Source organism: Streptomyces sp. NPDC050548 (assembly GCF_044457385.1).
GTDB lineage: Bacteria > Actinomycetota > Actinomycetes > Streptomycetales > Streptomycetaceae > Streptomyces.
Genome location: NZ_JBITGV010000025.1, coordinates 126,989 through 138,946 on the forward strand (window position 1 = coordinate 126,989; position 11,958 = coordinate 138,946).

Annotated in this window: 14 protein-coding genes; 6 read left to right on the forward strand and 8 right to left on the reverse strand. The window is 70.1% G+C overall.

From position 1 onward, the window contains the following. Positions 1-7: 7 nt before the first annotated feature. The 7 genes from ACIBJH_RS43285 to zapE all read right to left on the reverse strand — a co-directional run bounded on the left by ACIBJH_RS43285 (position 8) and on the right by zapE (position 6,395). The gene (locus tag ACIBJH_RS43285) at positions 8-850 is read right to left on the reverse strand and encodes a polysaccharide deacetylase family protein (protein WP_399122460.1); all 843 of its coding nucleotides are present in this window, start codon (positions 848-850) and stop codon (positions 8-10) included. 289 nt (positions 851-1,139) lie between these two features. After that, positions 1,140-1,694, reverse strand: a complete 555-nt coding sequence (locus ACIBJH_RS43290) for a YbhB/YbcL family Raf kinase inhibitor-like protein (RefSeq protein WP_399122461.1) — start codon at positions 1,692-1,694, stop codon at positions 1,140-1,142. A 9-nt stretch (positions 1,695-1,703) separates the two neighbouring features. Beyond that, positions 1,704-2,504 (reverse strand): slipin family protein, encoded by an 801-nt coding sequence (locus ACIBJH_RS43295; RefSeq protein ID WP_399122462.1) that lies wholly within the window; start codon positions 2,502-2,504, stop codon positions 1,704-1,706. A gap of 99 nt (positions 2,505-2,603) precedes the next feature. Further along, entirely contained in the window at positions 2,604-4,064 is a 1,461-nt protein-coding gene (locus ACIBJH_RS43300) for a SulP family inorganic anion transporter (RefSeq protein WP_399122463.1), read from the reverse strand. Between the two features lie 8 nt (positions 4,065-4,072). After that, positions 4,073-4,651, reverse strand: a complete 579-nt coding sequence (locus ACIBJH_RS43305; RefSeq protein ID WP_362974225.1) for a carbonic anhydrase — start codon at positions 4,649-4,651, stop codon at positions 4,073-4,075. Between the two features lie 87 nt (positions 4,652-4,738). Continuing rightward, positions 4,739-5,137 (reverse strand): hypothetical protein, encoded by a 399-nt coding sequence (locus tag ACIBJH_RS43310; RefSeq protein WP_399122464.1) that lies wholly within the window; start codon positions 5,135-5,137, stop codon positions 4,739-4,741. 154 nt (positions 5,138-5,291) lie between these two features. Beyond that, complete coding sequence (zapE, locus tag ACIBJH_RS43315) at positions 5,292-6,395, reverse strand: cell division protein ZapE (RefSeq protein ID WP_399122465.1); 1,104 nt, start codon at positions 6,393-6,395, stop codon at positions 5,292-5,294. A 37-nt stretch (positions 6,396-6,432) separates the two neighbouring features. Here zapE and ACIBJH_RS43320 point away from each other — a divergent pair, with 37 nt between their 5' ends. From ACIBJH_RS43320 to ACIBJH_RS43345, 6 genes are all read left to right on the forward strand, one after another. Next, positions 6,433-7,227 carry a pyrimidine reductase family protein gene (locus tag ACIBJH_RS43320; protein WP_399122466.1) on the forward strand — a complete coding sequence of 265 codons (795 nt, stop codon included), beginning with the start codon at positions 6,433-6,435 and terminating at the stop codon, positions 7,225-7,227. A gap of 154 nt (positions 7,228-7,381) precedes the next feature. Further along, positions 7,382-7,855, forward strand: coding sequence for an indole-3-glycerol phosphate synthase (locus ACIBJH_RS43325; RefSeq protein ID WP_329259668.1), 474 nt, complete (start codon positions 7,382-7,384; stop codon positions 7,853-7,855). Positions 7,856-7,964: 109 nt separating this feature from the next. Then, a complete protein-coding gene (murC, locus tag ACIBJH_RS43330) occupies positions 7,965-9,365 on the forward strand; it encodes a UDP-N-acetylmuramate--L-alanine ligase (protein ID WP_399122467.1) in 1,401 nt (466 codons plus the stop codon). A 13-nt stretch (positions 9,366-9,378) separates the two neighbouring features. Continuing rightward, positions 9,379-9,786 (forward strand): peptide-methionine (R)-S-oxide reductase MsrB, encoded by a 408-nt coding sequence (gene msrB, locus ACIBJH_RS43335; RefSeq protein WP_399122469.1) that lies wholly within the window; start codon positions 9,379-9,381, stop codon positions 9,784-9,786. Positions 9,787-9,953: 167 nt separating this feature from the next. Continuing rightward, the gene (locus ACIBJH_RS43340; RefSeq protein WP_399122471.1) at positions 9,954-10,121 is read left to right on the forward strand and encodes a hypothetical protein; all 168 of its coding nucleotides are present in this window, start codon (positions 9,954-9,956) and stop codon (positions 10,119-10,121) included. After that, the gene (locus ACIBJH_RS43345) at positions 10,118-10,735 is read left to right on the forward strand and encodes a hypothetical protein (protein ID WP_399122472.1); all 618 of its coding nucleotides are present in this window, start codon (positions 10,118-10,120) and stop codon (positions 10,733-10,735) included. The genes ACIBJH_RS43340 and ACIBJH_RS43345 overlap by 4 nt, the downstream gene beginning before the upstream one ends. Before the next feature lie 167 nt (positions 10,736-10,902). On the opposite strand, the gene ACIBJH_RS43350 is transcribed toward ACIBJH_RS43345, so the two are convergent. After that, positions 10,903-11,958: LuxR C-terminal-related transcriptional regulator (locus ACIBJH_RS43350; RefSeq protein ID WP_399122473.1), on the reverse strand; the 1,056-nt coding region annotated here is incomplete at its 5' end.

Below are 11,958 nucleotides of genomic sequence, written 5' to 3' on the forward strand. Positions count from 1 at the left end.
GGAAACCTCAGCGGTGCCGGTCCGCCGCCCCGATCAGCTCGGAGACCTTCACGAACCGGTACCCCTTCTTCCGCAGCTCGGGCACGATCATGCGGACGGCCCGTTCGGTCGCCGGGGCGGCGCTGCGCGTGCAGTGCATGACGACGACCGAGCCGGGCCGCACACCCTCCAGCACCTGCTGGGCCACCGCGTCCGAGTCCGTCGCGAAGGCGTCGCCGCTCACCACGTCCCACTGCACCGCCGTGACACCGACCGCGCTCAGCGCCTTCAGGGCCTGCCGGTCGTAACACCCGCCGGGGAAGCGGAAGTACGGCATCGCGTTCGGCACGCCCGCCTTCTTGAAGGCCGTGTACGCCCGCTCCACATCGGCCTTCATCCGGTCCCGGGACACGGTCGGCAGGCCGTAGCAGTCACCGGTGAAGGCGTAGTGGCTGTACGAATGGTTGGCGATCTCAAACTGCGGGTCCCGCCCGATGTCGCGGGCCTCGGCCGGGTACTCGTCGGCCCACCGGCCGGTCATGAACACGGTCGCCGGCACCTTCAGCGCCCGCAGCGTCGCGATGAGCTGCGGATTGTCGAAGTGCTCGCCCGCCGCAGCGCGCGGTCCCTGATCGGCGGTCATGTCGGCGTCGAAGGTCAGCGCGACGGTCTTGCCGTCCACGCGCGGACCGTTCTTGAACACGGGGGTCAGCCCGGCCGGACCGGGCGCGAGGGTGGGCGGCCGAGAAGGCGCGACGGCGGACGCGGTGGGCGCCGGACGGCTGACGTGGGGCGCGGAAGGGGCCCCGCAGGCGGTGAGCGCGGCGCCGAGTGCACAGGCGGCGGCGACTCGTCGTACTCGAATGGTCACCGTAGGAACATAGGGTAGTAAAAGTGACTAATCGGCCATCGACACGGAGTGGGCCGTCAGTCGGAGCCGAGCAGCCGCTTCCGGCATGCCGCCACATCGAAGTCCGCCTCCGGATACCGCGGATCCAGCGCCGTCAGCCGGTCCAGGAGGAGAGGTCGACCGGTCGGCCGACAGGGACCCGCAGCAGGTCGGTGAGGGCCTGCTTTCCGTTTCTCGCGCTTCGTGCCCTTCTTGGCCATGGGACCCCTTCCGGTCGGCTCCCTCGATCCTGCGGCGCGGGGGCCGCCGGTCAGCGCCCGTATCGGCCGGTCAGCGTGCCCGAGGCGAGGGTGTGGCCGGTCAGGGCGCGTCGTACGTCGTCGGGTGAGGCGTCGCCGGCGAGGGTGAGCTTCCGGTCGGCGGCGTAGACCGAGAGGACGTAGCGATGGGGCGCGGCTCCCTTGGGCGGGCACGGGCCGCCGTAGCCGGTCTTCTTGAAGCTGTTGCGGCCCTCGGTCGCGCCGCCCGGTGCCGTTCCGGCCGTCAGGCGGGTGTCCCGCGCGGGCACTCCCCACATCAGCCAGTGAGTGAACGTGCCGTGCGGAGCGTTCGGGTCCTCCAGGACCACGACCAGTTCGGCCGCGTCGGCCGGGACGCCCGCGAAGGCCAGGGGTGGGGAGACGTCCTCGCCGTCGCACGTGTAGCGGCGCGGGATCGTGCCGTTCTCGGTGAATGCCGCGCTTGTGACCGCGATCCGCTGCGAGGCACTCGGCGTGGGCACGGACGGGCCGCCTCCGTCGCCCCCGCATCCGGCGACGCTCCCCAGCGCGGCGGCCACCGCGACGATCACGATCCTCGGGCGCATGCCGCCACGCTACTGCTCCACGGCGGGCGGCGGAGGGGGCTGTGGTGGTTGCGGCTGCGCCCGTTCCAGGAAGCGCAGCAGTTCCACCGGGAAGGGGAGGACGAGCGTCGAGTTCTTCTCGGCCGCTACCGCAACCACCGTTTGCAGGAGCCGGAGTTGGAGGGCTGCGGGCTGCTCCGACATCTGCTCGGCGGCCTCGGCGAGTTTCTTGGAGGCCTGCAACTCGGCGTCGGCGTTGATGATCCGGGCCCTGCGCTCGCGGTCGGCCTCGGCCTGGCGGGCCATCGAGCGCTTCATGGTCTCGGGCAGGGAGACGTCCTTGATCTCGACGCGGTCGATCTGCACGCCCCAGCCGATGGAGGGGCTGTCGATCATCAACTCCAGTCCCTGGTTGAGCTTTTCGCGGTTGGAGAGGAGGTCGTCGAGGTCGCTCTTGCCGATGATCGAGCGCAGCGAGGTCTGCGCCATCTGCGAGACGGCGAAGCGGTAGTCCTCGACCTTGATGATCGCGTCGGCCGCGTCGACGACCTTGAAGTAGACGACCGCGTCCACCCGGACCGTCACGTTGTCGCGGGTGATGCCCTCCTGCGCGGGCACCGGCATCGTCACGATCTGCATGTTGACCTTGAGGAGTTTGTCCACGAACGGGACGACCGTGGTGAAGCCGGGCCCCCGCACATCGCCGACCACCCGCCCGAGGCGGAAGACCACCCCGCGCTCGTACTGCTTGACGACCCTGGCCGCCGCGGCGGCGTAGACCGCGCACGCGGAGCCGACCGCCACGCCCGCCACCAGCAGTTCCTGGAGCATCCTGACCTCCAAGTGGAGAGGCCTTCTGTCTGCTCCTGCAAGGGTATGCCCGGTGCCTGCTCCGGGGCCACGATCAGCCCGGAGCAGGCACCGGCCCCGCTACTTCACCGCCGTGACCTTCACCGGCTCGGTACCGGCCGCGCTGTGCCGCTCGGCCCAGTTCTCCAGGGCCGTACGGCAGGCGTGGTCCAGGTGGTGCAGGCCGGAGAGGTGCAGCTCGACCGGCCGGTCCTGGGGGAGTGCCTCCAGGCTGTCGAGGATCTTCGGCAGCCGCAGGAAGGTCGCGTTGCCCGACAGGTAGGCCTGCACCGGGCCGGAGCCCTTGTCGACGACCTCCAGCTTGATGTGCGAGGCCTCCCACGCCGTCTTCGCGACGGCCAGCGCGAGCCCGATGAGGACGCCCTCGAACATGCTGACCGCGACGATCGACAACGCCGTGACGACCAGGATCAGCGCCTCGCCCCGGTGCTCGCGCCACAGCGACACGATCTCCCGGACGGGGATCAGCTTGGCGCCGGCGTGCACCAGGATGCCCGCCAGGGCCGGGATCGGGATGTACGCGAGGGCGTCCGGCAGCAGTGCCGCGAACAGCAGCAGCCACACGCCGTGCATCACCCGGGACGCCTTCGTCCGCGCGCCCGCCTGCACGTTCGCCGCGCTGCGCACGATCACCGCGGTCATCGGCAGCGCGCCGAGCAGCCCGCAGATCGCGTTGCCCGCGCCCTGCGCGACCAGCTCCTTGTCGTACTCGGTGCGCGGCCCGGAGTGCAGCCGGTCCACCGCCGCCGCGCTGAACAGCGACTCCGCGGACGCGATCAGGGTGAACGCGACCACCGTGCCAAGGAGCCCGACCTGCGCCAGTTCACCGAACTCGCCGAGTGGCGGCGGCTGGAGCGAGCCGAGCAGCCCCTGCACCTCGACGGTCGCCACCGGCAGCCCGAAGGCGAGCGCGGCGAGGGTCGCCAGTCCTACGGCGGCCAGCGGGCCCGGCACCGTACGTACCTTGGCCGGCAGCCGCTTCCACAGCACCAGGACGGCGATGGTGGCGGCGCCGAGCGCGAGCGAGGCCAGTGCCTTCGTGTTCCCGGCGGCGTCGACGAGCGCGCCGGGCAGCTCGGCTATCTTGTCCAGCCCCGAGGCGGGGGCCTTCGCCCCCGCCACCGAATACAACTGCCCGGCGATCAGCACCAGTCCGATACCGGCCAGCATGCCCTCGACGACCGAGACCGAGATGGCCCGGAAGTAGCGCCCCAACTTCAGGACGCCCATGAGGACTTGGAGCACGCCGGTCGCGAGCACGATGACCCCGAGGGCGGGCAGTCCGTACTCCCGCACCGCCTCGAAGACCAGCACGGTCAGACCGGCGGCGGGCCCGGACACCTGGAGGCTGCTGCCCCGCATGAGTCCGGTGACGATCCCGCCCACGATGCCGGTGACCAGGCCGAGTTCGGCCGGGACACCGGAGGCGACGGCCACGCCCACGCAGAGCGGGAGCGCGACCAGGAACACGACGAGGGAGGCGGCGAAGTCCTCCCGCAGATGAGGGAATTTGGTCAACATCGGCGCGCTCACAGGGACTTGAAGGCGTCGGCTGCCGGGTCGTGCACCAGGACCGCGCCCGTGTGGACCTCGTAGAACCAGGCGTGCAGGGCGAGTTGACGGTCCTTCAGTTTCTTCTCGATGTACGGGTACGAGCGCAGCCTCAGCAACTGGGTGAGGACGTGGCTCTGTACGCCTTCGGACACGGCCGGGTCGTCGACCGTCCCCTCCGGCTTCGGAGTGGCGTGCGTGAGCCAGTCGCGCACGGCGGGTACGGCGGTCAGGTCGTCGCCGCGCACCAGGGCGCCGACCGCGCCGCAGTGCGAGTGGCCGCAGACCACGATGTCGGAGACGCCGAGGACTTCGACGGCGTACTCGATGGTGCACGCCTCGCTCGTGGGGTGCTGGGAGGCGTACGGCGGAACGATGTTGCCGGCGGTGCGCAGCTCGAAGAGCTGGCCGGGGCGGGCGCCCGTGATCAGGGCCGGTACGACCCTGGAGTCGGAGCAGGTGATGAACAGCACCTGCGGGGACTGGCCTTCGGCGAGTTTGGCGAACTCCTCAGGGCGTTGTCCGAACGTACGGGCGTTGTCGATGAGGGGCTGCATGGCGTGAGTACTCCTCCTGGCGCGCCCTCTGGGCGCGTCGGGCTTGCATGACAGTGTGCGTGGGGGAACCGACTGCCTGCTCGGCTCTCAGCAGCGGAAGACCTGAAGTGCCGCCGGAGAGTGCGCTGTCGAGGATCTCGCTGTGCGGTGGTGCGCCGCGCCGGGCGCCACCTCTGTGCGTACGGCCGCCGGGTCCTGTGTCAGCAGGGGGCGTTCGGGCGTCTCGGGCCCGCAGTCGACGCTGCGGAAACGGTCGCGCAGCCGCATCGGGACGGTGGGGGTCCCGGAGGCGCCGCAGTCGCGGAACGTGATCGTCTCGGCGCGCAGGGCCTTGCCGCTGGGCTTGAGCCCGGGCTGGGCCTTGGCCTCCGCATGACGCGCTGTGTGCGCGGGTGCGAAGGATTCCATGGGTGCGAAGAACGGGAGGGCGAGAAGGACGGCGGTGAGGAGCGTCACGACGGTCCGAGCCGTCCTGCCTCGGAACATGCGCCCCCCTTCGACCGATCCGTGTTCCTAGTACAGACCAAGGCCAGGTCAACGGCTGGTCAAGTGACACGGTATCCCGGCGAAGTTGTTTGCAGGGTTAACGGAGCGTTTCCGATCCAAGAGAGCGTGAAAAGCGTGCCTGCGCTGGCGTGAACTAGACGGTTTCGACGAGGCTCTTGGCGTCCCTGGCCAGCGCGGTGAGGCGGGAGATCGCGCGGAAGTACTTCTTGCGGTAGCCGCCGTTCAGCATGTCCTCGCTGAACAGCCGGTCGAAGGGCAACCCCGAGGCCAGGACGGGCACTTCACGGTCGTAGAGCCGGTCCGCGAGGACGACGAGCCGCAGGGCCGTCGACTGGTCCGGTATCGGCCGGACGTCGGTGAGGCAGACCGCCTTGAGGCCGTCGGTCAGCGCGCCGTAGCGGCTGGGGTGGACCTTCGCGAGGTGGGCGAGGAGGTGCGGGAAGTCGTCCAGCGAGGCGTCGGCGGTGGCGTACGCCGCCTTGGTGACCTGCTCGTCGGTGAACGGCTTCGGGGCCTCGGGCAGCCCGCGGTGGCGGTAGTCGTCGCCGTCGATGCGCAGCGAGCGGAAGTGCGCGGACAGGCCCTGGATCTCGCGCAGGAAGTCGACCGACGCGAACCGGCCCTCGCCGAGCTTGCCCGGCAGCGTGTTGGAGGTGGCGGCGAGCGCGACGCCCGCGTCGACCAGCTTGCCGAGCAGGGTCGACACCAGGACGGTGTCGCCCGGGTCGTCCAGCTCGAACTCGTCTATGCACAGCAGCCGGTGGCCCGACAGCGTCTGGACCGTCTTCTGGAAGCCGAGCGCGCCGACCAGGTTCGTCAGCTCGACGAAGGTGCCGAAGGCCTTGAGCGCGGGCTCGGCCGGGGTCGCGTGCCAGAGCGAGGCCAGCAGGTGGGTCTTGCCGACGCCGTAGCCGCCGTCCAGGTAGACGCCACGGGGGCCCGCCGAGGTCTTGGGCGCCCTGCCTCTGCCGAAGCCGAGGAAGCCGCGCTTCATGGTGGCTGCGTGCGCTCCGCCGAGTCCGGCGGCGAAGGTCTCCAGGACGCCGACCGCCTCGGTCTGGCTGGGCTGGTTCGGGTCCGGGATGTACGTGGCGAAGCGCACCGAGTCGAAGCGCGGCGGCGGCACCATCTCGGCGACCAGCCGGTCCGCGGGGACGAACGGCTCACGGGCGCACAGGGACAGCGGGGCCGCGTCTGCTATCGGGCTGATCCCGGAGGCGGCGGAGGAGGACGACACGGTTCACCACTCTAAGGGCCGTGCCACACTGCACGACATGCGACGCCTGTTCCCTGTGACCGACGAAACAGCAGCCCAGGCCTCGGACGGGGCCCCTGATGCGCGTGGGACGGACCGGGAGTGGGGGCTTCCGGAACTCGCGGAGGCGTACGCCTACCCCGTAGGGGAGGGCCCCTGGCTGCGCGCCAACATGGTGTCCACGCTGGACGGGGCCGGTCAGCACGAGGGCCGCTCGCAGCCCATCTCCGGTGACGCCGACATGCGGATCTTCGGCACCCTGCGGGCACTGGCGGATGTCGTGGTCGTCGGTGCGGAAACGGTACGCCAGGAGGGTTACCGGCCCGCACGCGCGCGTGCCGAGTTCGCGGCGGCGCGGGCGGCGGCCGGACAGGGGCCCGCCCCCGTGATCGCGGTCGTCACCGCGAGCCTCGACCTGGACTTCTCGCTTCCGCTTTTCGTCTCGCCCCTGGTGCCGACGCTCGTCCTGACCGGTGCTCTGGCGGCGCCGGACCGCGTCGCCGCCGCCGAGAAGGCGGGCGCCCGGGTGGTGGTCGCCGGTGACGGCGCCGGCGTGGACCCCGCACGGGCCGTACGGGCGCTCGCGGACCTGGGACACACCCGGCTGCTGACCGAGGGCGGGCCGCGGCTGCTCGGGCAGTTCGTGGCCGCCGGAGTGCTCGACGAACTGTGCGTGACCCTCTCGCCGATGCTCGTGGCGGGGGAGGCGCAGCGGATCGCCGGGGGGCCGTCGGTTAAGGTTCCTCAGCGCTTCGAACTGGTGTCCCTGCTGGAAGAGGTCGGGTTCCTGTTCGGTCGCTACCGTCGGAGCTGAAAACGGGCGGAATGATCCGTTCCGTTTGTCTTTCGACGGGCACACTAAATCCGGCAGTACCCGTGCGATCACGGGGCAGGATGGTTTCCGCAGGGCCTGGCAGGCCCACGGAGGAGAGAGGGCCCGAGGGTCCTCGAAGGAGAAAGGGCGCCTGGTGTTCACAAGCGTACTGATGATCGAGAAGGCCCTTACGTCCGCCGACGTGGAGTTCGTCACCACCTTGCACGGTGACGAGACCGTCTCCTTCCACGTATTGCTCCAGCCCCGCGGCGACCAGGCGGACCGCCTGCTGCGGGCCATCGACGACGTCGCCCTCGGCGAACTCGACGAGGCGGCGCACGAGCGGGAGACCCCCGAGGGCAAGGACGCGGCGGAACTCGGCGCGCAGGCCCTGTCGGTGTCCTTGGAAGCCCTGCACGCGGCCGGCAGCGCGGCGGAGGGGCGGCTCATCGAGGACCACCCGCTGGACGCCCTCAAGACCCTGGTGGACGAGATCGGCGCCGACGAGGTCATCGTGCTGACCGACCCCCACTACGTGGAGGAGTTCTTCCACCGCGACTGGGCCTCGCGGGCCCGTCACAAGGTCGGCGTACCGGTGCTGAAGCTGTTCTCGCACAGCAAGGAGTAGCGGGCGGGGAAGCGGCGGGCGGGTGTCCGTGATTGTCGGTGGCACCGAATAGGCTGGCCGCCGAACGTCCGCCGTATCCGTACGAACCAGCACGCACAGGGAGACACACATGGCACCCGGCCTTCCCACCGCCATGGACCGACCGCACTTCATCGGCATCGGCGGGGCCGGAATGTCGGGGATCGCCAAGATCCTCGCGCAGCGCGGCGCGAAGGTCGCGGGCAGCGACGCCAAGGACTCCGCGACCGCCGACGCGCTGCGCGCCCTGGGCGCCACCGTGCACATCGGACACGCGGCGGAGCACCTCGCCGACGACGCCACCTGCGTGGTCGTGTCGTCGGCGATCCGCAAGGACAACCCCGAGCTGGCCCGCGCGGCCGAGCTGGGCATCCCGGTCGTCCACCGCTCGGACGCGCTGGCCCGCCTGATGGACGGCCTGCGCCCGATCGCCGTCGCGGGCACGCACGGCAAGACGACCACGACGTCGATGCTCGCGGTCTCGCTGACCGAGCTGGGCCTGAAGCCCTCGTACGCGATCGGCGGCGACCTGGACGCCCCCGGTTCGAACGCGCTGCACGGCGACGGCGAGATCTTCGTCGCCGAGGCCGACGAATCCGACCGCAGCTTCCACAAGTACGCCCCCGAGGTCGCGATCGTCCTCAACGTGGAGCTCGACCACCACGCCAACTACGCGTCCATGGAAGAGATCTACGACTCCTTCCAGACCTTCGCCGACCGGATCGTGCCCGGCGGCACGCTGGTGATCTCGGCCGACCACGAGGGCGCGCGGGAGCTGACCCGCAGGGTGGCCGACTCCGATTCCGTTTCCGTGAAGACGGTGACGTACGGGGAGGCGGAGGACGCCGACGTACGCATCCTCTCCGTGGTCGCACAGGGCCTGAAGAGCGAGGTGACGGTGGTCCTGGGCGGCGAGGAACTCACCTTCACCGTCTCGGTCCCCGGCCGCCACTACGCGAGCAACGCGGTCGCCGCCCTCGCCGCGGGCGCCGCGCTCGGCATCCCGGCGGCGGAACTGGCGCCCGCGCTGGCCGCCTACACGGGCGTCAAGCGGCGCCTCCAGCTCAAGGGCGAGGCGGCCGGCGTCCAGGTGATCGACTCCTACGCCCACCACCCCACGGAGATGACGGCGGACCTGGAGGCGATGCGCGCGGCGGCCTCCACCTCGCGCCTGCTGGTCGTCTTCCAGCCCCACCTCTTCTCCCGCACCCAGGAACTCGGCAAGGAGATGGGCCAGGCCCTGGCCCTCGCGGACGCCTCGCTGGTCCTGGACATCTACCCGGCCCGCGAGGACCCGATCCCCGGCGTCACCAGCGAGCTGATCATCGAGGCCGCGCGCGTGGCGGGCGCCGACGTGACCCCGGTCCACGACAAGGCGGACGTGCCCGAGGCCGTCGCGGGAATGGCGAAGCCCGGTGATCTGGTTCTCACCATGGGAGCGGGCGATGTGACTGACCTCGGCCCGCGGATCCTGGACCGTCTCGCGAAGTAAGGGGCTGAGCTTCATGTCGTACGACGTCGAAAAGCCGGACGAGGAATGGCGCGCGGAGCTGAACCCGGCCGAGTACGCGGTGCTGCGGCAGGCCGGCACGGAGCCGGCCTTCGTCGGTGAGTACACCGACACCAAGACCAAGGGCGTCTACTCCTGTCGCGCCTGCGGCGCCGAACTCTTCACCTCGAACGAGAAGTTCGAGTCCCACTGCGGCTGGCCGAGCTTCTACGACCCGAAGGACACCGACGCGGTCGAACTGATCCAGGACCGCTCGCACGGGATGGTGCGCACCGAGGTGCGGTGTGCCCGGTGCGGGTCGCACCTTGGGCATGTGTTCGAGGGCGAGGGCTACGCGACGCCCACGGACCAGCGGTACTGCATCAACAGCATCTCGCTGCGGCTGACGCCCGACGAGAGCTGACCGCTCCGGACACGACCGTGCCCGTCCACCGTCACCGACGGTGGGCGGGCACTCGCATGGGCGCCACCTCCTTGCTGAAAGGACTCGCTGAAAGGACTCGGCCGGTGGCGGACACGGACGGGGCGTGGAATCCATGACGGAACAGGAGACCCGTCGGCCTGGCCGATGTGTCGCAGGCACCGGTGCCCGTGGTCACCGATCACAGCGACCTGCTGTGGGCGTGGGAGGAATTGGCTCCACGGCAGATCGAGAAAATCGCCGAACAGCTGTGGTCGGGGCGAAAGAACGCCGAACTCGCCGGACACAAGATGAGTGAAGGAAGGAGCGGTCAGTGAATGACAACGAGTTGCTGACCCTACTGAGGGATGCGGACCCCGCATCGACCTCACGAGCTCCGCTGCCGGACATCCATCGTCTTGTGGAGGCTGCCATGAAAACCGACTCCGTAGCGTCGTCGGAGAACACCGAATTCGACACCGCGACTCCCGCCGCGAGGATCACCGTGGGAAGGGGGCGTCAGCGTCTCTTCGGGATCGCGGCGGCTGCCGCGCTGCTCCTCGGCGGTGGTGTCACCGCGGGAGTCACGGCGAAGTCCGAAAGCGGTCACGCGACCCGAGCCGTCAAGGAGCTGAATCTCACCGGGAACGGCAACGGCAAGTGCCAGGCGCCTGTTCCCGACCAGTTGGCTGGTTATCCGACGCTTTTCTATGGAACGGTCACCTCCGTAAAGGGGCCGCTGATCACCCTCCACGTCGACCATTGGCTGCGCGGTGGCGGCAATCGCACCATCCTCGTGAGCAATGACCCGGACTTCCCGGAGAACCTCACTTTCACGGTCGGCCAGCATTACATCGTGGCCGCCGAAAAGGACGGGTCCATTCCCTCGTGCGGTGCGAACTGGGTCTCGGAAAAGGAGTGGAGGCAGTTCAGCGACGCATTCGGAAAGTAGTCTCGAACTGCGGGCGGGGCACCTTTCCGGTGCCCCGCCCCGGTTTTGAGGACGCGTCGCGGTATACGCGGGTCGGGGAAGGTCGAACCATCGTCGGTGTGAAACGGCGAGGGGGGCTGCCCTCATCGTCCTGGCATTCTTCCCGGAGGGCGTCGGTGAGGCCGCGGTTACTCGTCCGCGGCGAGGGCGGTGAGTGCGTCGCGCAGGCCGGCGCGGGCGGTGACGCCGAGTTTCGGGAACACGTTGTAGAGGTGTCCGCCGACCGTGCGGGCGGACAGGTGCAGCCGTTCGCCGATCGCCTTGTTCGTCAGGCCCGAGGCCGCGAGCGTGGCGATCTGCAGCTCCTGCGGAGTGAGTCCGACGTCCGTCGAGCCGGTCCGGCGCCGGGACACGCCGGTCGCTCCCAGTTCGTTCCTGGCGCGCTCGGCCCACGGTGCGGCCCGCAGCCGATCGAAGATCGTCAGCGCCGCGTTGATGCGGACGCGCGATTCCACCGTGGCCCGTTCCCTGCGCAGGTGCTCGCCGTGGGCCAGCAGGACGCGCCCGCGTTCGAAGGGCCACAGGTTCTCGGGCGCCGCTGCGAGGGCCCGGTCGAAGTGGGCGTTCGCCGCCTCTCCCTCGGACACCAGCGCCTGCGCTGCGGCCACGAGCATTGCCCAGCGGGTGGAGATCTTGGTGATGTCCATCCGCAGCATCGCCTCGACGAACCCCCGGGCCTCCTCGGTGCGGCCGGTCCTGACGGCCGCCTCGACGAGGTCGTAGGCGACGAAGAGTTGGAGTTGCCGGGCGGTGCCTGCTTCCAGTCCGTGTGGGCTGATCTTGGTGGCCTCGGTGTACGCCGTCTCGAAGTCGCCGCGGCCGATCGCCGCGAGGGTCCGTACGCGGTACACGTGCTGCGGGACGATGAAGGCCTGGCGCGGGGTCGACCAGGCCAGCATTTCCTCCAGCGGTTCTTCCGCCTCGTCCTGCTGTCCGAGCGCGGCCGCGGCGAGGGCCTTGCTGTAGTGCAGGAACCAGACGAAGTTGACGTACCCGTAGGACTCGGCGCGCTCCAGTCCCTCCTCCGCGAAGCGCTGGGTGTCGTCCCAGCGGCCGGCGAGGTAGCTCTCCGCGCACAGCAGCATGAGCGCGTTGGTGACGGAGGCGACGGCTCCCGTGCGGGCGGCGTCCTGCCAGACGCGCAGGAGCGGTTCGCGCAGGTCGGCGAGGCGGTCGACGTCGTT